The organism is Streptomyces sp. RLB3-17, assembly GCF_007113425.2.
In the GTDB taxonomy this organism is placed as follows: Bacteria; Actinomycetota; Actinomycetes; order Streptomycetales; family Streptomycetaceae; genus Streptomyces; species Streptomyces mirabilis_D.
Window position 1 is genome coordinate 4135935 of record NZ_CP041610.2, and the last position, 24837, is coordinate 4160771.

Below are 24837 nucleotides of genomic sequence, written 5' to 3' on the forward strand. Positions count from 1 at the left end.
AGGCATGTGGCGTACGGCGCGGGCCTGTGGATCAGGGACAATGGGCGCCATGAGCGTTCGTACCCAGTCATCCGAGCCGTCCGAGGCACCCCACCGCGCCGGCTTCGCCTGCTTCGTGGGCCGCCCCAACGCGGGCAAGTCCACCCTCACGAATGCTCTGGTCGGCCAGAAGGTGGCGATCACCGCGAACCAGCCGCAGACCACGCGGCACACGGTACGGGGCATCGTGCACCGCCCCGACGCCCAGCTGATCCTGGTCGACACCCCTGGTCTGCACAAGCCGCGCACGCTGCTGGGTGAGCGTCTGAACGACATCGTGCGCACGACGTGGGCCGAGGTGGACGTCATCGGCTTCTGCCTGCCCGCGAACGAGAAGCTCGGTCCGGGTGACCGTTTCATCGCGAAGGAACTGGCGTCCATCAAGAAGACGCCGAAGATCGCGATCGTCACGAAGACCGACCTCGTCGACAGCAAGACGCTCGCCGAGCAGCTCATCGCGATCGATCAGCTCGGGCGGGAGCTGGGGTTCGAGTGGGCGGAGATCGTGCCGGTGTCGGCGGTCGCGGACAAGCAGGTGGACCTGCTGGCCGACCTGATCGTCCCGCTCCTTCCCGAGGGCCCGGCGCTCTACCCGGAGGGTGACCTCACCGACGAGCCCGAGCAGGTCATGATCGCGGAGCTGATCCGCGAGGCGGCGCTGGAGGGTGTGCGCGACGAGCTCCCCCACTCCATCGCCGTCGTCGTGGAGGAGATGCTTCCCCGCGAGGACCGCCCCGCCGACAAGCCCCTCCTCGACATCCACGCCTTCGTCTACATCGAGCGCCCCAGCCAGAAGGGCATCATCATCGGCCCCAAGGGCAAGCGCCTGAAGGAGGTCGGCATCAAGTCCCGCAAGCAGATCGAGGCGCTGCTGGGTACGCCGGTCTTCCTCGACCTCCATGTGAAGGTCGCGAAGGACTGGCAACGGGACCCGCGCCAACTCCGCAAACTCGGCTTCTGACCCCTTTCCCTCGCCCCCGCCGCCCCTACCCGTCCCATCCCTGGGGGCTGCCGCCCCCAGACCCCCGCTTCGGCCTGAACGGCCTCGTCCTCAAACGCCGGACGGGCTGAAAACGAGGGCGAGCCGAGGCTTTCAGGGGCGCGGGGAACTGCGCGACCAGCCCCCACCGGCCGTCAGCCGAACGACCAGGGCCGGGCGGGGATTCGGGGCGCAGCCCCGGCCCCAGGGGCGCGGGGAACTGCGCGAACGGCCCCCACCCACCCGCAGCCGACGGACAACGCCGGGGTCTAGGGCGGAGCCCCAGGTCGAGGATGGGTCGGGTAGGGGCGGCGGGGGCGAAGGAGCGGGCTCAGCCTGCGGGCGTGGTCAGGTGGACGGTGCCGTCGGTGCCCGCCAGCAGCACCGGCGTCGCCGGCCCACCGAGATCCCGTACCGCCGCCCGGTCCTCCGAAGAGACCTCCCCCGCCTCGGACACCACCGCCGCCGCCTCAAGAGACTTCGCCCCGGAAGCCACCGCCATCGCCACCGCGGTACGCAACGCGCTCAACCGCAGGGAGGGAAGATCCACCGTCCCCGCGACATACGTACGGCCGGTCTCATCACGTACGGCCGCCCCCTCCGGCACCCCGTTGCGCGCCCGCGCGGAACGGGCCAGGGTGACGATCTTGCGGTCCTCGGGGTCAAGCGCGCTGCTGTCGGTCATGTTCAGAGCATACGAAGGGATCGAAAGCCGCACGCACAGGCCTAGCCCGCCACGGGATACATCGAGCCCCGTCGGCCCTCAGGCGAGGCCAGCCACTCCAGCTTCGCCGCCGTGTTCGCCTCCGGCAGCGGCGTGTGCAGCACGATCGTGAGGTCGGGCCGCGCCGGCACCTTCATCGCGGTGGACTCGACGGCGAGCAGCCCGACGAGCGGGTGGTCGAGCTCCTTGCGGATCTGCCCGGCGTCCTCGATGTCCCGCTCCTCCCACAGCGCGGCGAACTCCGGTGAGGCGTCCCGGAGTTGGTCCAGTACCTCCTGGTACCCCTCGTCGTCCGGCGCCGCCGCGCACGACGCGCGGAACTGGGCGACGACCGTGCGCGCGTTCTTCTCCCAGGTCCGGGACTGTCCCCGGTACAGCGGGTCGGTGAAGAAGTCGATGATGCAGTTCTGCGTGTTGTCGGGCCGCATCCCGAGGACCATCCCGGCGGCGTCGTTGTACATGACGCAGTTGTAGTAGGGGTCCATGATGTGCGCCGGATACGGCATCCACGTGTCGATCAGCCGCCGCAGCCCGTCGCACATGTCCCGGACCTCGGGCGCGACCTCCGGCGCGGGCGGGTTCAGCCCGGCGAGCAGGTACAGATGGCGTCGTTCGGCGTTGCTGAGCCGCAGGACGCGGGCGACCGCGTCGAGTACCTGGGGCGAGACCGAGATGTCCCGCCCCTGCTCCAGCCACTGGTACCAGGACGCGCCGACGCCCGCGAGCACGGCCACCTCCTCGCGGCGCAGCCCCGGCGTGCGGCGGCGGGCCCCACCGTCCGGCAGACCGGCCTCCGCCGGTGACACCCTCGCCCGACGGCTCATCAGGAAGTCCCGCAGCTCACGCCGTCGGTGGGTCCTGAGCGCGTCCTCCGTCACGTGTGAATCCCCCTGTTGGTGACTGGTGGTGCGACCACCAGCTTCCGACGGCCGCACGCTCTTGTCATGGCGATCGACACCACCGAAACCACATCCGCTTCCCCAACTGCCCACTCCCCGCTCGGCACCCGGCTGTCGACCCGCGACAAGCTCGTCCTCTTCGTGCTGTGCGCCGCGCAGTTCATGGTCGCGCTCGACTTCTCCGTACTGAACGTGGCGCTGCCCGTGCTCGGCAAGGACCTGGGCATGAGCCAGTCCGCGCTGCAGTGGGCGGTCACCGCCTTCGCCCTGCCGTCCGGCGGCTTCCTGCTCCTCTTCGGCCGCATCGGTGACCTGTACGGCCGTCGCAGGCTCTTCCTGACCGGCCTCGCCCTCTTCGGTACGGCCTCGCTGCTGGCGACCTTCGCCTGGGACCCGGCGTCGTTCCTGACGGGCCGGGCGTTGCAGGGCCTCGGCGCGGCGGCGATCGTGCCGACGGGCATGTCGCTGCTGACGACGACGTTCCCCGAGGGCCCGGCGCGCGACCGTGCGCTCGGCATCTCCGGCACACTCCTCTCCCTCGGCTTCACGGTCGGCATGGTGGCCGGCGGCGTCCTGACCGACGTACTGAGCTGGCGCTCGACGATGGGCCTGCTGTCGGTCTTCGCGCTGATCGTGCTGCCGCTGGCCCCGGGCCTGCTGCCCGAGTCCCGCACCCCCGACCGGCCGCGCCTGGACGTGCCCGGCGCGGTCACCGTCACCGGCGGTCTGCTGGCCCTGATCTACGCCCTGTCGACGGCGGCCGAGCGCGGCTTCGGCGGCACCGACGTCATCGTGACCCTCGTCGCGGGCGTGCTCCTGCTCGCCGCCTTCGTGTACGTCGAGTCGCGCGCCCACGCCCCGCTCGTCAGCCTCCCCATGCTGCGCCGCCGCACGGTGGCGTGGGGCAACCTGGGCGGTCTGGTCACCTTCTCGATGATGTCGACGGTCGTCTTCGTGCTGACGCTGTATTTGCAGGAGACCCTCGGTCTGTCCGCGTTCGAGACGGGGCTGGTCTTCGGGGTCCAGGGCGTGATGTCGGCCGTCGCCGGGGTGTACGCCCCGAAGGTCATCGGCCGCTTCGGCGCCCGCCGTACGCTGGTCGGCTCGCTGGCCGGCCAGGGCCTGTTCGTGGCGGGGCTGGTGCTGCTGAACGCCCACACCTGGTCGGTCTGGCTCGCCACCGCCGCGATCTCGCTGGCCAGCATGTGCCACCTCGGCGCGATCATCTCGTACGGGCTGACCGTGACCTCGGGCGTCCCCGACGAGGAGCAGGGTCTGGCCACCGGCCTGGTGACCTCCACCCAGCAGGTCGGCATCACGATCGGCATCCCGCTGCTGGGTGTCCTGGCGACGACGTCGAGCGACCTGCTGGCCGGTGTCCACACGGTCCTCGCCCTGGACGCGGTGATCGTCCTGGCGGCGGCGGTGCTGGTAGCGACCGGGCTGGGCCGCGACCGCTCACGCCCGGTCGAGGCGGAGGCGCTCGGCCTTCGGTAGACCGGCGACGACGAGATCGTAGGAGTCCTCGATGAGCTCCCGGACCAGACGGTCCGGGAGTTCGCCGTCGACCGTCACCGTGTTCCAGTGCCGCTTGTTCATGTGATAGCCCGGGACGATCAGCCCCGGGTGCTCGCCGCGCAGCCGGACCGCGTCCTCCGGGTCGCACTTGAGGACCGTGAGCGGGCGCGCGTCCAGTCGTGTCAGCGCGAAGAGCTTGCCCAGCACCTTGAAGACGGAGATGTCCGGGGCGAAGGGGAAGTCCTCGACGGTCGCGTTGAAGGACAGACAGAACGCACGCAGTTGCTGAGGTTTCACTCCCACGTCTCCTTCGCCCACATCGCCCTCTCCGACGGCGTCACTCCGGCTTCTTCTCCTCCTCGGACGGCTCCGGGTCCACCGGGCCGACCGGCTCGACGAGCACCGTGACGATCTTGTTCCGGCGCCCGGCCGCGGCCTCCGCCGTCAGCCGCAGCTCGCGTCCGTCGGGCAACTCGACCACCGAGGAGGCACCGGCGATCGGAACCCGCCCGAGTGCCTTCGCCAGCAGTCCGCCGACCGTCTCCACGTCCTCGTCGTCGTACGCCTCGAAGCCGTACAGCTCGCCGAGGTCACCGATGTCGAGACGGGCGGTCACCCGGTAGCTGTCGTCGCCGAGTTCCTGCACGGGCGGCAGCTCACGGTCGTACTCGTCGGTGATCTCCCCGACGATCTCCTCGAGGATGTCCTCGATGGTGACGATGCCGGCCGTGCCGCCGTACTCGTCGATGACGACGGCGACGTGGTTGCGCTCCTGCTGCATCTCGCGCAGCAGGTCGCCCGCGTTCTTGGTGTCGGGCACGAAGGTCGCGGGCCGCATGGCCGTGGACACGAGTTCGGACTCGGCCTCACGGCTGATGTGCGTCTTGCGGGCCAGGTCCTTCAGGTACACGATCCCGACGACGTCGTCCTCGCTCTCCCCCGTGACGGGGATGCGCGAGAAGCCGGACCTCAGCGCCAGCGTGAGGGCCTGGCGGATGGTCTTGTACCGCTCGATGACGACGAGGTCGGTCCTCGGCACCATCACCTCTCGTACGAGGGTGTCGCCCAGCTCGAAGACGGAGTGCACCATGCGGCGCTCCTCGTCCTCGATCAGGGACTCCTTCTCGGCGAGGTCGACCAGCGCGCGCAGCTCGGCCTCGGAGGCGAACGGACCGCGCCTGAAGCCCTTGCCGGGCGTCAGCGCGTTGCCGATGAGGATGAGGAGGGGCGGGATCGGGCCCATGATCCTGGCCAGCGGCAGCAGGACGTACGAGGCCGCCGTCGCCGTGTTCAGCGGGTGCTGGCGGCCGATGGTGCGCGGCGAGACGCCCACGGCGACGTACGACACGAGGACCATGACCCCGATGGCGACGACGAGGGCCTCCCAGGTCTCGTCGAACTCCTTCAGGCAGGCGTACGTGACGAGCGCGGCGGCGGCCATCTCGCAGGCCACACGCACCAGCAGCGCCACGTTCAGATAGCGGGTCGGGTCGGCGGCGACCTGGGCGAGCTTGGCGCTGCCGCGCCGCCCGGACCGTACGGCCTCCTCCGCGCGGAAGCTGGAGACACGCGCGAGGCCCGCCTCCGCGCAGGCGGCGAGCCAGGCGACCACGACCAGCGCGATGGCGCCGATGACGAGCTGGGGACTCATGAAACGGTCGGGGCCGGCGAGGGGCCCGTCATGCCCTTCTCCGCGCGCCAGCCGTCCACGATGGCGGCCTGCAGACCGAACATCTCGGCCTTCTCGTCCGCCTCCTCGTGGTCGTAGCCGAGCAGGTGCAGCACTCCATGGACGGTGAGGAGGTGCAGTTCCTCGTCCATGGAGTGCTGTGTGGGAGCTTCCTTGCCCTGCCGCTCGGCGACCTCCGGGCACAGGACGATGTCACCGAGGAGTCCCTGCGGGGGCTCGTCGTCGTCCTTGGACGGCGGCCGCAGCTCGTCCATGGGGAACGACATCACGTCGGTGGGCCCCGGAAGGTCCATCCACTGGATGTGGAGCTGCTCCATGGCGTCGGCGTCCACGACGATCACCGAGAGTTCGGAGAGCGGGTGGATGCGCATCCGCGCGAGTGCGTAGCGGGCGATGTCGAGGATCGCCTGCTCGTCGACCTCGGTTCCGGACTCGTTGTTGACGTCGATCGACATGGTGCTCGCTTGTCTACTTCCCCTTGTGGCCGGCTTTGCCGCGGCTCTTGTGGGAGCCGTTCTCGGTGCCGTTCTCGCTGTCGTACTTCTCGTACGCGTCGACGATACGGCCGACCAGCTTGTGCCGTACGACATCGTGGGACGTGAGCCGCGAGAAGTGGACGTCGTCGAGGCCCTCCAGGATGTCCTGGACCTGGCGCAGGCCCGACTTCGTCCCGTTCGGGAGGTCGACCTGTGTCACGTCGCCCGTGACGACGATCTTCGACTCGAAGCCGAGGCGGGTGAGGAACATCTTCATCTGCTCGGCGCTCGTGTTCTGGGCCTCGTCCAGGATGATGAAGGCGTCGTTCAGGGTGCGACCGCGCATGTAGGCGAGCGGCGCGACCTCGATGGTCCCCGCCGCCATGAGCCGCGGGATGGAATCGGGGTCGAGCATGTCGTGCAGCGCGTCGTAGAGGGGCCGCAGGTAGGGGTCGATCTTCTCGTAGAGCGTGCCGGGCAGGAAGCCGAGCCGCTCGCCCGCCTCCACCGCGGGGCGGGTGAGGATGATCCGGTTGACCTGCTTGGACTGGAGCGCCTGTACGGCCTTCGCCATCGCGAGGTACGTCTTGCCGGTGCCGGCGGGGCCGATGCCGAAGACGATGGTGTGCTTGTCGATGGCGTCGACGTACCGCTTCTGGTTGAGCGTCTTGGGTCGGATGGTGCGGCCGCGCGAGGACAGGATGTTCTGCGTGAGCACTTCGGCAGGGGTTTCCTGACCGTCGCCCTCCCCGTTCTCGCTCGCCCTGAGCATGGCGATCGAGCGTTCCACTGCGTCCTCCGTCATCGGCTGCCCCGTGCGGAGCACCAGCATCATCTCGTCGAACAGGCGCTGGACGAGAGCGACTTCACCGGCGTCGCCGACCGCACTGATCTCATTGCCCCGGACGTGGATGTCGGCCGCCGGGAAGGCCTTCTCGATCACGCGAAGCAGCGCGTCCCCGGAACCCAGCACGGTCACCATGGGGTGCTTGGCCGGGACGGTGAAATGCGCTCGTGCCTGCCCCGAAGCGGGGCTGTGAGCTGTGGGTGTCTGAGTCATGGGCCGGCTCTGTAGGCCTGCTTTTCCTCCTTGATCGGCACGCTTGCCACGGGGGCAGCCTTGCGGTTCCAAGGGTACGACGGTGGGGTGACAGTGCCGTAGGGCTTTTCGGCGCGGGTTCGGGGCCGGGGCGGGGCGGGGCCCCGCACCCAGGGGCAGGCGGAACCGGTCGCGCGGGGCGGGGAGCGTCAGACCGACCGGCGAAAGCCGATGGTCGGGACCGCCCGTCGCAGCGGCCACGGACGGGTCACCTCCGGGAGGAGGCTCTCCAGGAAGGCGTACCGGCGCAGCGCGGCCGGTTCCTGGTCGTCGACGGACTGGACCCGGCGCCACCACGCCGCGATCTCGGCCCAGCCGGGCGCCGAGAGGGAGCCGCCGAACTCCTGGACGGAGAGCGCGGCGGTCAGCCCGGCGAAGGCGAGCCGGTCGGCGAGCGGCCAGTCGGCGAGGGTGCCCATCACGAACCCGGCGACGAAGACGTCCCCGGCACCGGTGGGGTCGAGGGCCTCCACGGCGATCGCGGGGACCTCGGCGGTCTCCCCGGTACGGCCGTCCACGGCGTACGCGCCCTCGGCACCGAGGGTGACGACGGCCAGTGGCACGTACTCGGTCAGCGCGTGCGCGGCGGCCCGCGGGCAGTCCGCGCCGGTGTACCGCATCGCCTCGTCCGCGTTCGGCAGGAACGCCTCGCAGTGCTCCAGGTCCGCGAGCCCGGCCAGGTCCCAGCGCCCCGTGTCGTCCCAGCCGACGTCAGCGAAGATCCGGGTGCCCGCGCGCGCGGACTCGGCGATCCAGTGCGCGCGCGTGCCGGGCGTCAGCGAGGCGACGGCGGCACGCGCGCGGGGGGCGTGTTCCGGCGCCGGCTCCTCCGGCGGCGGCTCGTGCCCGTGGCTGACCATCGTCCGCTCGCCCTCGTACGCCATCGACACGGTGACCGGCGAGTGCCAGTCGGGCACGGTGCGCGACGGGGCGAGGTCGATGCCCTCGCCCTGTTCCAGGGCGTCCCAGCAGTACTCCCCGTAGTGGTCGTCCCCGAAGGCCGCCGCCAGGGAGGTCTTGAGGCCGAGGCGGGCGAGCGCGGTCGCCATGTTGGCGACGCCGCCGGGGCTCGACCCCATCCCGCGCGCCCAGGACTCGGTGCCACGCACCGGGGCGGTGTCGAGCCCGGTGAAGATGATGTCGAGGAAGACGGTGCCGGTGAGGTAGACGTCCCAGGGCGGGTCCTGAGGGGTGCGCAGACCGGCGAGCGGGTCGACGTGAGCGTGACAGTACGGTCGCTCTCCGTTGGTCTCGATCACGGTGCGCTCCCTGAGGTGGTGCGGATTCAGGCCAGTGTGCACCAAACGGCACACGGCACGGCGCCGGTCGAGGCCGGATGGGACCGATGAACAGCCGGGTAAAAAGCCTGCGCCTACCCCACCCTTCCCCCCGCAAACAGAACGTGACCCGGATCACACCTCCCCGCCTACGTCGCACCCCCACCCGCTTGATACAAATTGCCCGCGCGTTCCTGTCCGTCGACAGCCGCCCAACCCCCCTTATCGAGCCGCTCTTTCGCATGCCCTGGGAACGCCCGTGTCCGCCCGCACCACCACGCCCTGGCCCCTCGTCGCCCTTTTCACGGCCGGGTACCTCGCCCCGTACCTGCTCCCGACCACCGTCGGCCGGCTGAGCGCGGGTCTCCCCCTCTCCGCCACCGAGGCCGGTTCCATCGGCAGCGCCCTGCTGCTGAGTTCGGCGACGGCGGGCTTCCTGCTCGCGTCCCGGGTGGACCGCTTCGGCCCCCGCGGGCTCGCCCGCGGCGGCCTGCTCCTGGCCGCCGCCGGCTACGGCACCGCCGCCCTCACGACGACCATCCCCCTGGTCGTCCTCGGCGCGATCGTCGGCGGCCTCGGTTCCGGCACGATCACCAGCGTCGCCGCCACCGGGATCGCCGGCCAGCGCGACCCCCACCGCACCACCACCCTGGGCCTGCTGGGCGTCTCCGCCCTCGCGGGCGCGCTGTATCTGACGATCCCCCACCTGGGCCCTGGCCACGGCCACCCCCTCGCCGCGATCGCCGTCACCGCGCTGCTCGTGCTGCCCGTGACCCGCCGCCTCCCCACCGCCGGCGCCCCTGAGACCCCCCACACCCCCGCCGCCCGCATCCTCCGCGCCACCACCACTCCACTCCCCCACCGCCGCGCCGGTCTCGTCCTGGCCGCCTCGATGCTCTGCTGGTCCCTCGCCCAGAATTCACTCTGGGGTGTCAGCGGCCGGATCGGTCTGCGGCAGGCGGGGCTGACGGAGGTGACCGTCGGCGCGGTCTTCGCGGTGGCGCTCGGCGCGGGGCTGCTCGGGGTGATCGGCGCGGGCGCGCTCGGCCAACGCCTGGGCCGGGCGCTGCCCATCGGCGCGGGCACGGCCCTGATCGCCGGATGCATCGCGCTCAGCGCGGCGGCCACCGACCTGACGTCCTTCGCGACGGGCGAGATCGCCTGGAACACGGTCTACCCGGTCGTGCTCTCCTACGTCATCGGCCTCGCCGCGTCCCTGGACCGGCGCGGCCGGTGGGCGGTCCTCGTCGGTTCCGCCTCCTCGCTCGGCACGGCGTGCGGCCCGCTCGCGGGCAGTCTGCTCTCCGCCCGGGTCGGATACCCGGGGATGGGCGTGATCCTGGCCCTCGGTCTGCTCCTGATCACCGTCCCGATGACGGCCGTGGCCCTGCGCACCCGGCGCGCCGCGCCGCTCCCGCAGGAGCACCCCGTCGTGGAGCACCCGGTCGTGGAGATCCCGGTCGTGGAGATCCCGCTGGACGCCGTCCCGGTTCCCCGGACGGCGTACGACACGGCAGGGCCCCGGCAGGCGACCGCGGGTGCGGTGGCCGGACCGGGGCCCGGAAGCAGGTAGTCCCGCCGCGGTCTATCCGAACTCGTACGCCTCGACCTCGGCGAGGTAGCGCGCCCGCCGCTCCTCGTCGTGCTCGAGGAAGGACGCCACGAACGAGTTGCGCGCCAGTTCCCGCATCCGCTCCCGGTCCAGCCCCAGCGCCCCGTGCACGGCGTGGAAGGTGTCGCCGATGTACCCGCCGAAGTACGCGGGGTCGTCGGAGTTGACCGTGCACAGCAGCCCGGCGTCCAGCATCGCGGGCAGCGGGTGGTCCTCCAGGACGTCCACGGCGCGCAGCCGTACGTTCGACAGCGGGCAGAGCGTCAGCGGCACCCGGTCCCGTACGAGCCGCTCGACCAGCTCGGGGTCCTCCATGCAGCGCAGCCCGTGGTCGATGCGCTCGACGCCGAGCACGTCCAGCGCCTCGGTGATGTACTCCGGCGGCCCCTCCTCGCCCGCGTGGGCGACGCGCCGCAGGCCGAGCGCGGCGGCGGCCTCGTAGACCTCGCGGAACTTGACCGGCGGGTGCCCGACCTCGGCGGAGTCGAGGCCGATGCCGACGATCCGGTCGAGGTAGGGCTTCGCGGCCTCCAGGGTCGCGAGCGCCGACTCGGCGGACTCGTCGCGCAGGAAGCACATGATCAGCTGGGTGGAGACGCCGTGCGTCTCCTCGCTGCGGGAGAGCGCCCGGTGCAGCCCCTCGACGACCGTCCCCATGCCGACGCCCCGGGCGATGTGGGCCTGCGGGTCGAAGAAGATCTCCGCATGCCTCACGCCCTGCGCGGCGGCCCGTGCGAGGTAGGCGTCGGCGAGGTCGGCGAAGTCCTGCTCGGTCCGCAGGACGGCCATGAGCTCGTAGTACAGGTTCAGGAACGACTGGAGGTCGTCGAAGAGATACGCCTTGCGCAGCTCCTCGGTGTCCGCGTAGGGGAGCGTGACGCCGTTGCGCGCGGCGAGCTCGAAGGCCAGCTCGGGTTCGAGAGTGCCTTCGATGTGGAGGTGCAGTTCTGCTTTGGGGAGGGGCATCGAAATATCGTACGGCTGTGTACCGACGATCTCGTGCGATGACGCCTCAGCGACTCGTACGACGACGGCTCGTCGACTCGTACGACGACGGCTCATCGCCGCTTCGGACCGGCACCCGCACCAGATCGTGCGCCACGGTCAGCTCCCCCTCGAACCCGGCGGCCCGGGCCTGCCGCTCGAATTCTCCCCCGGACTCCGCCTGGGAGGTGCCCCCAGGTTCGGCATACCGCTGGCTGAAGTGCGTGAGCACGAGATGCCGTACGCCCGCGTCCCGCGCCACCCGGCCCGCCTGACCGGCCGTCAGGTGACCGTGGTCGACGGCGAGCTGGTGATCACCGTCCAGGAACGTCGACTCGATGACGAGGAGGTCGCAGCCCTCGGCGAGGGCGTCCACGCCTTCGCACAGCCGCGTGTCCATGACGAACGCGAACCGCTGTCCACGCCGCAACTCGCTCACGTCGTCGAGGGAGACCCCGCCGAGCACGCCCTCGCGCTGGATCCGCCCCACGTCCGGCCCCTTGATCCCGTGCTCCGCGAGCAGCTCGGGCAGCATCCGCCGACCGTCCGGCTCGACCAGCCGGTAGCCGAAGGACTCCACGGGGTGGGAGAGCCTGCGGGCCTCCAGGGTGTACGAGGGGGTGGTCGCGAGCACCCCGTCCGTCTCGACCGGTGCCTCGGTCAGCTCGACGGTCTCGCGGTAGGCCGTCGCGTACCTCAACCGGTCGAAGAAGCGCTGCCCGGAGCGCGGGTAGTGCGCGGTCACCTCGTGCGGGACACGGTCGAGGTTGATGCGCTGGATCACCCCGGCGAGGCCGAGGGAGTGGTCGCCGTGGAAGTGGGTGACGCAGATCCGGTGCAGGTCGTGCGCGGCGACCCCGGCCCGCAGCATCTGCCGCTGGGTGCCCTCACCGGGGTCGAAGAGCAGGCCCTCCCCGTCCCAGCGCAGCAGATAGCCGTTGTGGTTGCGGTGCCGGGTGGGGACCTGGCTGGCGGTGCCGAGGACCACCAGTTCACGTACGGACAAGGTCGGTTACCCCGGCGGCCACTGCATGCCACGGCCGCCCAGGAGGTGGGCGTGCGCGTGGAAGACGGTCTGGCCCGCGCCGCCGCCCGTGTTGAACACGATGCGGTAGCTCTCCAGCTTCTCCTCGGACGCCACCTCGCCGGCCTCGCGCAGCAGGTCCGCGGCGATGGCGGGCTCGGCGGCGGCGAGGGAGGCCACGTCCGGGTGGTGCACCTTGGGGATGACCAGGATGTGCGTGGGCGCCTGGGGGTTTATGTCGCGGAAGGCGACGGTCGTGTCGGTCTCCCGGACGACGTTCGCGGGAACGTGCCCCGCGACGATCTTGCAGAACAAGCAATCGTCCTGCGGCTCTCCCGTCATGCGTGTGCCTCCTCACGCCGTCTGATCATTACGTCGTGCATCGTATCGGCCTCAGTAGGTACGGGTGGGTGCCCGGATCAGAGGTCCGGCAGCGTCGGTGCCGCCTTCGCCGGGTTCTCCTCGAGCGCGGCCAGCGCGATCCGGATCGCCTCGTCGAGCTGCGCGTCGCGCCCGGCCGCGTAGTCCTGCGGCGTCTGGACGACCTCGACGTCCGGGTCGACACCGTGGTTCTCCACGCCCCACCCGTAACCGTCCAGCCAGAACGCGTACTTGGGCTGGGTGACGAGGGTGCCGTCGACGAGCCGGTACCGGCTGTCGATGCCGATGACCCCGCCCCACGTCCGCGTCCCGACGACCGGCCCGATGCCCAGCGCCTTGATCGCCGCGTTGACGATGTCGCCGTCCGAGCCGGAGAACTCGTTGGCGACGGCGACGACCGGTCCGCGCGGCGCGTCCTCCGGATAGCTGTACGGCCGCATCCCGCGCGGCAGGTCCCAGCCCACGATCCGCCGCGCGAGCTTCTCCACGACCAACTGGGAGGTGTGGCCGCCGCGGTTCTCCCGGACGTCCACGACCAGCCCCTCCCGGGCCACCTCAACGCGCAGGTCGCGGTGGATCTGGGCCCAGCCGGGCGCCTGCATGTCGGGCACATGGAGATAGCCGAGCCGTCCGCCGGACTTCTCGTGGACGTAGGCACGCCGGTCCGCGACCCAGGCGTGGTAGCGCAGCGGCTCCTCGTCGGCGAGCGGGACGACCACGGCGTGCCGCGGATCGCCGCCGCCCGACGGAGAGATGGTCAGCTCGACCGGCTTGCCCGCGGTGCCGACGAGCAGCGGCCCGGGTCCGGCCACCGGGTCCACCGGCTGCCCGGCGACCGCGACGATCGCGTCCCCGGCGCGCACCGCGACGCCGGGCGCGGCGAGCGGCGCCCGCGCGTCCGGGTCGGACGTCTCCGAGGGGAGGATCCGGTCGATGCGCCAACTGCCGTCCTCATGACGGGAGATGTCCGCCCCGAGCAGTCCCTGCGCCCGGTCGCCGCCGCCCCAGCCGCCGCGCGGGGTCACGTACGCGTGCGAGGTGCCGAGTTCGCCCTGCACCTCCCACAGCAGGTCGACGAGGTCGTCGTGCGTGGCGACCCGTTCGAGCACCGGCCGGTACCTGTCCAGTACGCCTTCCCAGTCGACCCCGCCCAGGTCGGGCCGCCAGAAGTTGTCGCGCATGAGGCGGCCGGTCTCGTCGTACATCTGCCGCCACTCGGCGGCCGGGTCGACGGTCTGGCGGACCCGGGAGAGGTCGACGGTGATGTTCGTGTCGCTCTCGTCGTCGTTCGAGGCGCGGCGGTCGCTGGGGACGACCTTGAGCTTGCCGTCGGTCCACAGCAGGACGCGTTTGCCGTCGCCGCTGACGGCGAAGTGGTCGGCGTCCGCGGCGAGGTGCTCGACGCGCTGCTGGGCGAGGTCGTAGCGCTCCAGTTCGGTCTTCGGGTCCGGGTCGTCCGGGGTGGCGCGGGAGGCGCCGAGGACTCCGACGACCGGGTGGCGCAGCCACAGCAGCCCGTCCTTGGCGGCGCGCAGGGTCGAGTAGCGGGCCGCCTCGACGGGGAACGGGACGATCCGGTCGGCGAGTCCGTCGAGGTCGATACGGGTGGTGGGGGCGCCCTCGCTGTCGGGTGTCTCGTCCTTGTCGGGTGCCTCGAAGGGGCGGCCGTGGCGCTGCGGTCCGAAGGGGGACGGGGTGGTCGCGGCCAGGGTGATCAGATACGGCCGGGAGCCTCCGACGAACGCGAGGTCGAAGACGTGTTCGTCGTAGACGGGGTCGAAGGAGCGGGCCGAGAGGAAGGCGAGGTGCTTGCCGTCGAGGGTGAACGCGGGCGCGTAGTCGCGGAAACGCAGCGGAGTCGCCTCGGTCACCGACAGGTCGGCGGTGTTGGCCAGCTTGAGCTGGCACAGCGGGCGCGGGCCGGGGTGCGACCAGGCGAGCCAGGCGGAGTCCGGCGAGAAGACGAGCCCGGAGACCTCGCCGTCCTCGCTCCGGTCGACCTCCCGTACCTCGCCGGTCTCCCGCTCGACGAGCAGCACCCGTCCGTCGTGCGAGGCGACGGCGGCGCGGCTGCCGTCCGGTGCCATGGCGAGCCCGAGGACCCGCCCCAGCTGTCCGGCGGCGAGCCGGCGCGGGGTCGCTCCGGGCGCGAGACCGGTCGCCGGGGCGAACTCCAGCGCGTCGTCACCCGCCGCGTCCGTCACCCACACCACGTACTCCTCGCCCTCCACCCGGAAGGCGCGGGGCAGCCGGGCGCGCACACCGGGCCGGGCGGCGAGCGCGCGGGCCGGTCCGGAGCGGTGGGTGACCCAGTGGACGGCGCCGCGCACGGAGACCGCGCTGCCGCGTCCGGTGTGGTCGGGGGCGGCGGCCGAGAACCAGCGGGAGGCGCTCACGAGGTGCGGCTGCTGGTCGACACGCTGTCCGCCGAGCCGCAGGTCGAGCCGGCGCGGCTCGGCGCCGTCCAGGTCGTCGAGGAGCCACAGTTCACCGGCGGACGCGTACACGACCCGGGCGCCGTCGGTCGCCGCGTGCCGGGCGTAGAAGCCTCCCCCACTCTCGGCTTCGCTCAAGCGGGAGGTACCCCCACCCGGCGTGTGGCGGCGCAGATCGGATCCGTCGGCGAGGGAGGAGTAGAGCGCTCCGACACCTTCGTGGTCGGACAGGAAGGCGACGCGCTCCCCCACCCACAGGGGGTATTCGAGGTTTCCGTCCAGGTCCTCGTGCAGCCGTACGAACTCGCCGGCCCCCGCCCCGTCGCCGCCGGCCCTGTCGATCCACAGCTTGCCCGCCGTGCCGCCCCGGTACCGCTTCCACCAGGCGGCCTCGCGTCCCATGGGAGCGGACAGCAGCAGCACACCCGGATCGCCGTGGACCACGTCGCCGACCGGCCCGTACGGGAGGGTGGTCGCGGGGCCCCCGTCGAGCGGGACGGCCCGGGCCCAGGTGCGGCGCAGGCTGGCCTGGCCCTGGGTACTGAGCGCGAGCACGCGCCCGTCCGGGGTCCAGCCGCGCACCTGGGTCTTCGAACTCCCCCAGTACGTCAGCCGCGTGGACGGTCCGCCCTCCAGGGGCGCGGCGTGCACCTCGGGCGCTCCGTCGCGGGTCGACGTCCAGGCGACGGTCGTACCGTCCGGGGAGATGCGGGGGTGGTTCACCGGCATGTTGTCGGCGCTGACCCGCCAGGCGCGACCGCCGCCGTCGAGGGGGGCGACCCAGACGTCGTCCTCGGCGGTGAAGGCGACCAGCTCACCGTGCAGATGCGGAAACCGGAGATACGCGGGTGATACCGACGACGCGGACGATGCAGACTGAGTCACCCGATCACCCTATGCAGGGACAGCTCGGCCCGACAGGGGTTTGGATCACTTGCCCTGGGAGGGCCAACAGGTGGGATCGCCCTTGCACCACATGGTCTTCGTCACCGTGACGGTGGTGGTGGGGCCCGGGCGGTGGTAGGTGGGCGCGCCGTAGGTGGGGGGTGTGTACGAGGGCGTGCTCGGGGCGTTGCAGTTGCCCAGTACGTTCACGTGGAACCACTGCTTGCCGCCGACCTTGGCCGTCAGGTCCCCGCGGACGCACTTGCCCTCGACCTCGCGGGTGACCTTCCCGGTGATGGTGATCTGCCGCCGGTCCTTGGTCTGCCCCCGGCAGTCCACCTCCACCACGGAGGGCGTGGAACTCGAGGCCGACGGTGTGCGCCCCGGAGTGTAGGCCTTGTTCCCGCCGCCGTAGGACCCGGTGCAGCTCAGGTACTGCACGTCGACGTGCTGTCGCTGCAGCTCCGCGGTCCCGGCCCGGTCGGTCGTGTACGCCACCGCGGAGGCGCTCAGCCCGCCGACCGGTTCGCACGCGGCCACCCCGAAGGCGCTCACCACGGCGAGCCCGGCGACCATCGGTCCCCGACGGCCCGTCACCAGTCGCCTCACCACTCGTCGAAAACGCATCAATGCCCCCATAGACGGCAGAGTGCCACTGTCCCGGGCGTCGCGGTAGACCCCATACGGCCACTACACACCCTCGTGCGCCCCCGTCGAACGCGTATGCGTGAAACTCTGTCAGGTCCGCAGGAGGAGCCACTCCTGAAGTTCCACCAGGTTGCCCTCGGGGTCCTTGAGGTGGGCGACCCGCATCCGGTCCGTCATGAAGTCCGGGCCGTGCACGAGGACGGCGCCGCGCGAGGTGATGGCCTCGCAGTAGGAGTCGAGGTCGTCGACGCGCAGGACCACCAGGGAGCGGTGGCCGGTCGCCGAGTCGCCCAGTTCACCGAGTATCCGGGCCATCATCGCGCGGTCCTGGAGCGCGATGCCCGCCGAACCGACGGTGGGACTGAACTTCTCGTACGGTCCTTCGGTCGCGCCCGACTGGGGCTTGAGGCCGAGGACCTCGGCGTAGAAGTGGTAGCAGACCGGGAAGTCCGAGACGAGCAGCCGTACTTGGGCGAGTTCCAAGGCGTCCCCCGTGCGTGCGCGAGGTCAGGACCAGCGGCCGGTGCGCGCCATCAGCAGCGCGGTCGCCACCGTCCCGGCGGTCGATGTACGCAGCACGGTACGCCCCAGGTGGCACGTCTTCGCGCCCGCCCCGGTGAACAGCTCGATCTCCCCGGGGGAGATCCCGCCCTCGGGGCCGACCACCAGCACGATCTCGCCCGAGGTGGGGAGTTCGGCCGTCACGAACGGCTCGGTGCCGACCTCCGTGTCCTCGTGCAGCACCGCCGCGAAGTCGGCACTGGCCAGAAGTGCGGCAACCTGCTTGGTCGTCGCCGCGTCCGCGACCTCCGGGAAGCGCACCCGGCGCGACTGCTTGCCGGCCTCCCGGGCCGTGGCCCGCCACTTGGCGAGCGCCTTCAGACCTCGCTCGCCCTTCCACTGCGTGATGCAGCGGGACGCGGCCCAGGGGACGATCGCGTCGACGCCGGTCTCGGTCATCGTCTCCACGGCCACCTCGCCCCGGTCGCCCTTGGGGAGCGCCTGGACGACGGTGATGCGGGGCTCCTCCGGGGGCTCCTCGCTGTACGAGTCCATCTGGACGATCAGCCGGTCCTTGCCCTCGGTGGCGACGACCACGCACTCGGCCCACCGCCCGGCCCCGTCCGTGAGGACGACGTCCTCACCAGGGTTCAGCCGCTTCACGGAGACGGCGTGGCGCCCCTCCGGGCCGTCCAGCACGTACCGTCCGCCGCTGCCCGCCTCGAAGTGCTCGACCACGAACACGGGTGCCGTCATCGGACCTCACCCCCCGCTTCCCCGGCGGCCGACAACGCTGTCCTGGCCTCCTCGAGCTCCGCGCTCAGCACCTCCACCAGCTGCCCGGCGGGCAGCTCGCGCGCCATGCGGTGCCCCTGCCCGGCCCACAGCGCCATGCCCTGTGCGTCGCCCGCCTTGGCCGCCGCCTTGCGCAGCGGGGAGGTGAGGTGGTGGACCTCGGGGTACGCGGCGGGCGCGTACGGGCCGTGCTCGCGCATGAACCGGTTCACCAGGCCGCGCGCCGGCCGCCCGGAGAACGCGCGCGTCAGCTCCGTCCGTACGAACAGCGGGTTGGTCAGCGCCTGCTTGTGCACGGCGTTGGCGCCGGACTCCGGGGTGGCGAGGAACGCGGTGCCGAGCTGCGCGGCGTTCGCGCCCGCGGCCAGCACCGCGGCGATCTGGCTGCCGCGCATGATGCCGCCGGCGGCGATGATCGGGATGTCCACGGCCTCGCGGACCTGCGCGATCAGCGACAGCAGCCCGATCCCCGTGCCGTCCGTCTCCGGGTTGTCGCGGTGGGTGCCCTGGTGGCCGCCCGCCTCCACGCCCTGCGCGATGACCGCGTCGGCGCCGGCCCGCTGGACGGCGAGGGCCTCCTCCGCCGTGGTCGCGGTGATCACGGTGAGGGTGCCGGCGCGGCGCAGGGACTCCAGGACGTCGGTGCTCGGGATGCCGAAGTGGAACGAGACCACCGGCACCGGGTTGTCGAGGAGGACGGCGAGTTTGGCGTCGTAGCCGTCGTCACGGCCGCTGTCGGGTTCACCGAGTTCGGTCTCGTACCAGGAGGACTCGCCCGCGAGCTGGTGGGCGTAGACCTCGACCGCCGCGGGGTCCGCGTACTCGGGCTGCGGCATGAACAGATTGACCCCGAAGGGGCAGCCCGTGAGCCCGCGCAACTGCTTGATCTCCTGGTACATGCCGTCGGCGGTCTTGTACCCGGCGGCAAGGAACCCGAGCCCGCCGGCCTCGGACACGGCGGCCGCGAGATGCGGGACGGAGACGCCGCCCGCCATGGGGGCCTGCACGATCGGGTGAGGGAGGAGATCGGTCAGTGCGGTGGACATGACGGCATGTTGTCACGTCCTCCGAACAAGTCCGAATCGGGCCTTCCGCCTGGCATAGGCCACCGGGATGGACGCTCGAGCACCTGGGGGCGGAGCCCCCAGGAACACCCGTCAGCGACCGTTGAACGCGTCCTTCAGGCGCGAGAACAGCCCCTGCTGCCCGGGCTGGAACTGCCCGGTGGGCCGCTCCTCCCCGCGCAGCAGCGCCAGCTCCCGCAGCAACCGCTCCTGCTCGGGATCGAGCTTCGTGGGCGTGGTCACCTCGACGTGCACGATGAGGTCGCCGCGGCCACCGCCCCGCAGATGCGTGACACCCCGCCCGTGCAGCGGAATCGACTGCCCGGACTGCGTGCCCGGACGGATGTCGACCTCCTCGAGACCGTCGAGGGTCTCCAGCGGCACCTTGGTGCCGAGCGAGGCCGCGGTCATCGGAATGGTCACCGTGCAGTGCAGATCGTCCCCGCGCCGCTGGAACGTGGAGTGCGGCAGCTCGTGGATCTCGACGTAGAGGTCACCGGCGGGACCGCCACCGGGCCCGACCTCGCCCTCGCCCGCGAGCTGGATCCGCGTGCCGTTGTCGACACCGGCGGGGATCTTGACGGTCAGCGTGCGACGCGACCGGACCCGCCCGTCACCGGCGCACTCGGGGCAGGGAGTCGGGACGACGGTCCCGAAGCCCTGGCACTGCGGACACGGCCGGGAGGTCATGACCTGCCCGAGGAAGGACCGCGTGACCTGGGACACCTCACCCCGCCCGCGACACATGTCACAGGTCTGGGCCGAGGTACCCGGCGCCGCGCCCTCACCGTTGCAGGTGGCGCAGACGACGGCCGTGTCGACCTGGATGTCCTTCGTCGTGCCGAAGGCCGCCTCGTCCAGCTCGATCTCGAGCCGGATCATGGCGTCCTGGCCACGCCGCGTACGCGACCGCGGACCGCGCTGCGACGCCGTACCGAAGAAGGCGTCCATGATGTCCGAGAAGTTCCCGAACCCGCCGGCGCCGAAGCCGCCCGCACCGCCGCCGCCCGACTGGGACAGCGGGTCGCCGCCGAGGTCGTAGACCTGCTTCTTCTGCGGGTCCGACAACACCTCGTACGCGGCGTTGATCTCCTTGAACCGCTCCTGCGTCTTCGGATCGGGATTGACGTCCGGGTGCAGCTCGCGTGCGAGCCGCCGGAAGGCCTTCTTGATCTCGTCCTGGGACGCGTCGCGGCGCACGCCGAGTACGGCGTAGTAGTCCGTGGCCACTTAAGACTCCGCCAGGATCTGTCCGACGTACCGTGCCACCGCTCGTACCGCTCCCATCGTGCCGGGGTAATCCATGCGGGTCGGTCCGACCACGCCGAGTTTCGCTACTGCCTCGTCGCCCGAACCGTAGCCGACCGAGACCACGGACGTGGAGTTGAGTCCCTCATACGCGTTCTCGTGACCGATTCGCACGGTCATGCTCGAATCCCCGGCCTCACCAAGCAACTTGAGAAGCACGACCTGCTCCTCCAGCGCTTCGAGCACCGGCCGGATGGTGAGAGGGAAGTCATGTCCGAAGCGCGTCAGATTGGCGGTTCCGCCGATCATCAGCCGCTCCTCGGTCTCCTCGACGAGCGTCTCCAGAAGAGTGGAGAGCACCGTCGCGACCGTACCCCGGTCCTCCGCCTCGAACGCGTCCGGGAGGTCCTGCACGAGCTGCGGGACGTCCGCGAAGCGACGGCCCGCGACCCTGCTGTTGAGCCGGGCCCGCAGATCCGCGAGTGACGTTTCTCCGAACGGGACCGGGCAGTCGATCATGCGCTGCTCGACCCGCCCGGTGTCCGTGATCAGCACGAGCATCACACGGGCAGGCGCGAGCGACAGCAGCTCCACGTGCCGCACGGTCGATCTCGTCAGCGACGGATACTGCACGACGGCGACCTGCCGGGTCAGCTGCGCGAGCAGCCGCACGGTCCGCCCGACGACATCGTCGAGATCAACGGCACCATCCAGGAAGTTCTGAATGGCCCGCCGCTCGGGCGCGGTCATCGGCTTGACGCCGGCCAGCTTGTCGACGAAGAGCCGGTAGCCCTTGTCGGTGGGGATCCGCCCGGCGCTGGTGTGCGGCTGGGCGATGTACCCCTCGTCCTCCAGGGCCGCCATGTCGTTGCGGACGGTGGCCGGGGAGACCCCCAGCCGGTGCCGCTCGGTCAGCGCCTTGGACCCGACCGCGACCGGCTCGTCGGTGCCGACATAGTCCTGGACGATGGCGCGCAGCACTTCGAGCCTGCGTTCACTGAGCATCGCGCACACCTCCAGCTGTCGACCCCTCGGCGCCTCGCTTGGCACTCAGCGTGTGCGAGTGCCAGCATTCCCCGGCCCAGTCTACGGCCGGTGGGTACGGCCCCGGCAAGGGCGGCCCCGCGATCTTGTGCAAGGTGCACGGACGTACACCGACGTGTCGCGCGATGTCACACCGTCCCTGCCCCCGAATGTCGTGGCGTCCACGCCCTCCCGCTAGCGTCGGCGTATGAAGGTGACTTGGGAAGAGGCGGGGTGGGAACAGCTGACCCCGCGGGTGGGACGGCGGCGGCTTCCGGTCTGGGACTGCACGGTCGGACTGGTCGTGGGCGAGGGTGGGGCGCTGATCGTCGACGCGGGGTCGAGCCTCGCGGAGGGCGCACGGTTGCGCGAGGAGGCGCAGGCGCTCGCCGGCCGCCGTGTGACCTTCCTCGCGCTGACCCACCCCCACTTCGACCATGTCCTCGGCGCGGCGGCGTTCGCGGGCGCGGAGGTCCTCGTCGCGGGCGGCTCGGCCGAGGTGTACGAGCACGGGCGCGAGGAGCTGTACACGGACGCGGTACGGGGCGGGCTGGACGCGCGGGCGGCGGAGGACGCGGCGGACACCCTGGTGCGACCCCGGCACTACGTGTGGGGCACCCGGCGACTCGAGCTGACCGGCGGCGTCGAGGTCCTGCTGGTGCGGACGGGCGAGGGCCACACCGCCCACGACCTCGTGGTCGTGGTGCCGGGCGACCCGACGGTGGTGTTCTGCGGCGACCTGGTCGAGGAGTCCGGCGAACCCCAGGCGGGCCCCGATGCCGTACCGTCACGCTGGCCCGGGGCCCTCGACAGGTTGCTCGAACTCGGGGGCGAGGACGCGCTGTACGTGCCCGGTCACGGGGCGGTCGTGGACGCCGGGTTCGTACGGTCCCAGCGGGACGCGCTGGCCGCGCGTTTCGGCGTGTCGGGTTTCGGCGAGCCGGGTCTCGCCACGCCGGGTTTCGACGCGTCGGATTTCGGCGTGTCGCGTTGAGCCCCGCCGGGCTTCTCCTATCGTCATCCGAATGCGCCAGTACTCTCCGGACCTGACTCCGCCGTGGAAGAAGCCCAAGCCCGTGCCGGAGGTTCCGGCGGAGCCGGGCCTGGTGGTCGAGGAGCCGGGTACCGGTTTCTGCGGTGCGGTGATCCGCTGCGAGGCGGGCACGGTGACGCTGGAGGACCGCTTCGGCAAGCACCGCGTGTTCCCCCTGGAACCGCGCGGCTTCCTCCTGGAGGGCCAGGTGGTCACCCTCACCCGCCCCTCCTCCACCACCACCCGTCCCACCCGCACGGCCTCCGGTTCGGTGGCCGTCCCCGGCGCGCGGGCCCGGGTCGCCCGCGCCGGCCGGATCTACGTGGAGGGCCGCCACGACGCCGAGCTGGTCGAACGGGTCTGGGGCGACGATCTGCGCATCGAGGGCGTCGTGGTCGAGTACCTGGAGGGCGTCGACGACCTGCCCGCGATCGTGGCGGACTTCTCACCCGGCCCGGACGCCCGCCTCGGGGTCCTCGTCGACCACCTGGTGCCCGGCAGCAAGGAGTCCCGTATCGCGGCGTCGGTCACGAGCGATCACGCCCTGGTCCTCGGCCACCCCTACATCGACATCTGGGAAGCCGTGAAGCCGTCCTCCGTAGGCATCCCGTCCTGGCCCCGGGTCCCCCACGGCCAGGACTGGAAAACCGGCGTCTGCCGCGCCCTCGGCTGGCCCGAGAACACCGGCGCCGCCTGGCAGCACATCCTGTCCCGCGTCCACTCCTACAAAGACCTGCAGCCGGAACTCCTGGGCCGAGTGGAAGAACTCATCGACTTCGTCACAGCCCCACACTGACAACACGCGAGGAACCGCGCGACCAGCCCCCACCCACCCGCAGCCAAAGAACAACGGGAAGCCGGGAATCCGGGGCGCAGCCCCGACCCTCCAGGGGCGCGAGGAACTGCGCGACCAGCCCCCACCGGCCCACAGCCAAAGAACAACGGGCGGCCGGGAATCCGGGGCGCAGCCCCGACCCTCCAGGGGCGCGGGGAACTGCGCGACCAGCCCCCACCCACCCGCAGCCAAAGAACAACGGGCAGCCGGGAATCCGGGGCGCAGCCCCGACCCTCCAGGGGCGCGGGGAACTGCGCGACCAGCCCCCACCCACCCGCAGCCAAAGAACAACGGGCAGCCGGGAATCCGGGGCGCAGCCCCGATCCTCTAGGGGCGCGGGGAACTGCGCGATCGGCCCCCACCCACCCGCAGCCGAAGAACACAGCGGGGAGTGGGGGCGCAGCCCCCTCAGTCCACCAGGTCTCGTACGACCGCGTCCGCCAGCAACCGCCCCCGCAACGTAAGAACCGCCCGCCCCTCGCCATACGCCCCTGATTCGAGCAACCCCTCCGACAACGCCCGCCCCGCCGCCGCAAGCCCCTCCACCCGCAGCAACGACAACGGACACCCCTCCCGAAGCCGCAGCTCCAGCAGAATCCGCTCCACCCGCCGGTCCTCCTCCGAGAGCAGCTCACGCCCCGCCCCAGGAGACCGCCCCGCGGCCAACGCCCCCGCATACGCCCCGGGATGCTTCACGTTCCACCACCGCACCCCGCCCACATGGCTGTGGGCCCCGGGCCCGGCCCCCCACCAGTCGGCACCCCGCCAGTACAGCTCGTTGTGAAGGCACCGCCCGGCGGCGGAAGTGGCCCAGTTGGACACCTCGTACCAGTCGAACCCCGCCCCGGAGAGCACCTCGTCGGCGATCAGATACCGGTCCGCATGCACATCGTCGTCCGTCATCGGCACCTCGCCCCGCCGGATACGACGGGCGAGCTGCGTCCCCTCCTCGACGATCAGCGCGTACGCGGAGACATGGTCGGGCCCGGCACCGAGCGCGGCGTCGAGCGAGGCCCGCCAGTCGTCGTCGGACTCACCGGGCGTGCCGTAGATCAGGTCGAGGTTCACATGCTCGAACCCGACCGCTCGCGCCTCCGCGACACACGCCTCGGGCCGGCCGGGGGTGTGCGTACGGTCGAGCACCTTGAGGACGTGCTGCCGGGCACTCTGCATGCCGAAGGAGATCCGGTTGAACCCTCCGGCCCTGAGCGTCTCCAGATACCGCGGATCGACCGACTCCGGGTTCGCCTCGGTCGTGATCTCCGCGTCGTCCGCGAGCCCGAACTCGTCCCGGATCGCCCCCAGCATCCGTACGAGGTCGTCGGCGGCCAGCAGCGTGGGCGTACCCCCGCCGACGAACACCGTACGGACGGGTCGCGGGTCGTCGCCGAGGACCTTGCGGGCGAGCCGGACCTCGTCGATCAGCGTGTCCGCGTAGTTGTCGCGGGAGGCGAGCACGCCTCCGGTGCCCCGCAGCTCGGTCGCCGTGTAGGTGTTGAAGTCGCAGTAGCCGCAGCGGGTCGCGCAGTACGGCACGTGGAGGTAGAAACCGAGAGGTCGCTCGGCGGCTCCGGCCAGGGCGTGCGCGGGCAGCGCCCCGTCGTCGGGGACGGGCTCACCGTCGGGAAGTGCGGAAGGCATGCCTTCCATTGTCCCGTACCCGGCCGC

Annotated in this window: 23 protein-coding genes; 5 read left to right on the top strand and 18 right to left on the bottom strand. The window is 71.5% G+C overall.

The window, feature by feature from the left end; genetic code table 11:
- Positions 1 to 40 precede the first annotated feature (40 nt).
- Positions 41 to 1000, top strand: coding sequence for a GTPase Era (gene era, locus FNV62_RS19085; RefSeq protein WP_181360885.1), 960 nt, complete (start codon positions 41 to 43; stop codon positions 998 to 1000).
- A 349-nt stretch (positions 1001 to 1349) separates the two neighbouring features.
- On the opposite strand, the gene FNV62_RS19090 is transcribed toward era, so the two are convergent.
- Together FNV62_RS19090 and FNV62_RS19095 are read right to left on the bottom strand one after the other, a co-directional pair.
- Positions 1350 to 1703 carry a cytidine deaminase gene (locus FNV62_RS19090; protein WP_060896467.1) on the bottom strand — a complete coding sequence of 118 codons (354 nt, stop codon included), beginning with the start codon at positions 1701 to 1703 and terminating at the stop codon, positions 1350 to 1352.
- Positions 1704 to 1744: 41 nt separating this feature from the next.
- Entirely contained in the window at positions 1745 to 2566 is an 822-nt protein-coding gene (locus tag FNV62_RS19095) for a helix-turn-helix transcriptional regulator (protein ID WP_097288952.1), read from the bottom strand.
- A gap of 120 nt (positions 2567 to 2686) precedes the next feature.
- On the opposite strand from FNV62_RS19095, the gene FNV62_RS19100 reads away from it, so the two are divergent.
- Entirely contained in the window at positions 2687 to 4138 is a 1452-nt protein-coding gene (locus FNV62_RS19100) for an MFS transporter (protein ID WP_143601600.1), read from the top strand.
- Here FNV62_RS19100 and FNV62_RS19105 read toward each other — a convergent pair.
- From FNV62_RS19105 to FNV62_RS19125, 5 genes are all read right to left on the bottom strand, one after another.
- Positions 4100 to 4456 carry an MmcQ/YjbR family DNA-binding protein gene (locus FNV62_RS19105; protein ID WP_144315444.1) on the bottom strand — a complete coding sequence of 119 codons (357 nt, stop codon included), beginning with the start codon at positions 4454 to 4456 and terminating at the stop codon, positions 4100 to 4102. The two genes, FNV62_RS19100 and FNV62_RS19105, sit on opposite strands and share 39 nt — an antisense overlap.
- A 40-nt stretch (positions 4457 to 4496) precedes the next feature.
- On the bottom strand, positions 4497 to 5810 hold the full coding sequence (locus FNV62_RS19110) for a hemolysin family protein (protein ID WP_060896462.1): 1314 nt from the start codon (positions 5808 to 5810) through the stop codon (positions 4497 to 4499).
- Positions 5807 to 6304 (bottom strand): rRNA maturation RNase YbeY, encoded by a 498-nt coding sequence (ybeY, locus tag FNV62_RS19115; RefSeq protein WP_054235448.1) that lies wholly within the window; start codon positions 6302 to 6304, stop codon positions 5807 to 5809. Before ybeY ends, FNV62_RS19110 begins: the two co-directional genes overlap by 4 nt.
- A gap of 13 nt (positions 6305 to 6317) precedes the next feature.
- Positions 6318 to 7385 (bottom strand): PhoH family protein, encoded by a 1068-nt coding sequence (locus FNV62_RS19120; protein WP_060896461.1) that lies wholly within the window; start codon positions 7383 to 7385, stop codon positions 6318 to 6320.
- Between the two features lie 188 nt (positions 7386 to 7573).
- Entirely contained in the window at positions 7574 to 8683 is a 1110-nt protein-coding gene (locus tag FNV62_RS19125) for a carbohydrate kinase family protein (RefSeq protein ID WP_179858164.1), read from the bottom strand.
- A 277-nt stretch (positions 8684 to 8960) separates the two neighbouring features.
- Here FNV62_RS19125 and FNV62_RS19130 point away from each other — a divergent pair, with 277 nt between their 5' ends.
- Positions 8961 to 10274, top strand: a complete 1314-nt coding sequence (locus FNV62_RS19130) for an MFS transporter (protein ID WP_143601601.1) — start codon at positions 8961 to 8963, stop codon at positions 10272 to 10274.
- Positions 10275 to 10286: 12 nt separating this feature from the next.
- On the opposite strand, the gene FNV62_RS19135 is transcribed toward FNV62_RS19130, so the two are convergent.
- The 10 genes from FNV62_RS19135 to hrcA all read right to left on the bottom strand — a co-directional run bounded on the left by FNV62_RS19135 (position 10287) and on the right by hrcA (position 21283).
- On the bottom strand, positions 10287 to 11279 hold the full coding sequence (locus FNV62_RS19135; RefSeq protein ID WP_097284679.1) for an adenosine deaminase: 993 nt from the start codon (positions 11277 to 11279) through the stop codon (positions 10287 to 10289).
- A gap of 46 nt (positions 11280 to 11325) precedes the next feature.
- Positions 11326 to 12303, bottom strand: a complete 978-nt coding sequence (locus FNV62_RS19140) for a ribonuclease Z (RefSeq protein WP_144315445.1) — start codon at positions 12301 to 12303, stop codon at positions 11326 to 11328.
- Positions 12304 to 12309: 6 nt separating this feature from the next.
- Complete coding sequence (locus tag FNV62_RS19145) at positions 12310 to 12663, bottom strand: histidine triad nucleotide-binding protein (RefSeq protein ID WP_054231965.1); 354 nt, start codon at positions 12661 to 12663, stop codon at positions 12310 to 12312.
- 77 nt (positions 12664 to 12740) lie between these two features.
- Entirely contained in the window at positions 12741 to 16022 is a 3282-nt protein-coding gene (locus FNV62_RS19150; protein WP_143601603.1) for a S41 family peptidase, read from the bottom strand.
- 45 nt (positions 16023 to 16067) lie between these two features.
- A complete protein-coding gene (locus FNV62_RS19155) occupies positions 16068 to 16649 on the bottom strand; it encodes a hypothetical protein (RefSeq protein ID WP_225900295.1) in 582 nt (193 codons plus the stop codon).
- Positions 16650 to 16760: 111 nt separating this feature from the next.
- The gene (locus tag FNV62_RS19160) at positions 16761 to 17153 is read right to left on the bottom strand and encodes a VOC family protein (RefSeq protein ID WP_054231962.1); all 393 of its coding nucleotides are present in this window, start codon (positions 17151 to 17153) and stop codon (positions 16761 to 16763) included.
- Between the two features lie 24 nt (positions 17154 to 17177).
- Positions 17178 to 17927, bottom strand: coding sequence for a 16S rRNA (uracil(1498)-N(3))-methyltransferase (locus tag FNV62_RS19165; RefSeq protein WP_097284682.1), 750 nt, complete (start codon positions 17925 to 17927; stop codon positions 17178 to 17180).
- On the bottom strand, positions 17924 to 19012 hold the full coding sequence (locus tag FNV62_RS19170; protein ID WP_054231960.1) for a nitronate monooxygenase: 1089 nt from the start codon (positions 19010 to 19012) through the stop codon (positions 17924 to 17926). The genes FNV62_RS19165 and FNV62_RS19170 overlap by 4 nt, the downstream gene beginning before the upstream one ends.
- A gap of 111 nt (positions 19013 to 19123) precedes the next feature.
- The gene (gene dnaJ, locus FNV62_RS19175) at positions 19124 to 20260 is read right to left on the bottom strand and encodes a molecular chaperone DnaJ (protein ID WP_054231959.1); all 1137 of its coding nucleotides are present in this window, start codon (positions 20258 to 20260) and stop codon (positions 19124 to 19126) included.
- Positions 20261 to 21283: a heat-inducible transcriptional repressor HrcA gene (hrcA, locus tag FNV62_RS19180; protein ID WP_054231958.1), complete on the bottom strand. Its 1023-nt coding sequence runs from the start codon at positions 21281 to 21283 to the stop codon at positions 20261 to 20263.
- A gap of 226 nt (positions 21284 to 21509) precedes the next feature.
- On the opposite strand from hrcA, the gene FNV62_RS19185 reads away from it, so the two are divergent.
- Together FNV62_RS19185 and FNV62_RS19190 are read left to right on the top strand one after the other, a co-directional pair.
- Positions 21510 to 22295, top strand: coding sequence for an MBL fold metallo-hydrolase (locus tag FNV62_RS19185; RefSeq protein WP_143601604.1), 786 nt, complete (start codon positions 21510 to 21512; stop codon positions 22293 to 22295).
- 31 nt (positions 22296 to 22326) lie between these two features.
- Positions 22327 to 23130 carry a DUF3097 domain-containing protein gene (locus FNV62_RS19190; RefSeq protein ID WP_060901962.1) on the top strand — a complete coding sequence of 268 codons (804 nt, stop codon included), beginning with the start codon at positions 22327 to 22329 and terminating at the stop codon, positions 23128 to 23130.
- Between the two features lie 447 nt (positions 23131 to 23577).
- Here the strand turns inward: FNV62_RS19190 and hemW are convergent, their stop codons facing one another.
- Entirely contained in the window at positions 23578 to 24810 is a 1233-nt protein-coding gene (hemW, locus tag FNV62_RS19195) for a radical SAM family heme chaperone HemW (protein WP_060901967.1), read from the bottom strand.
- Positions 24811 to 24837 lie beyond the last annotated feature (27 nt).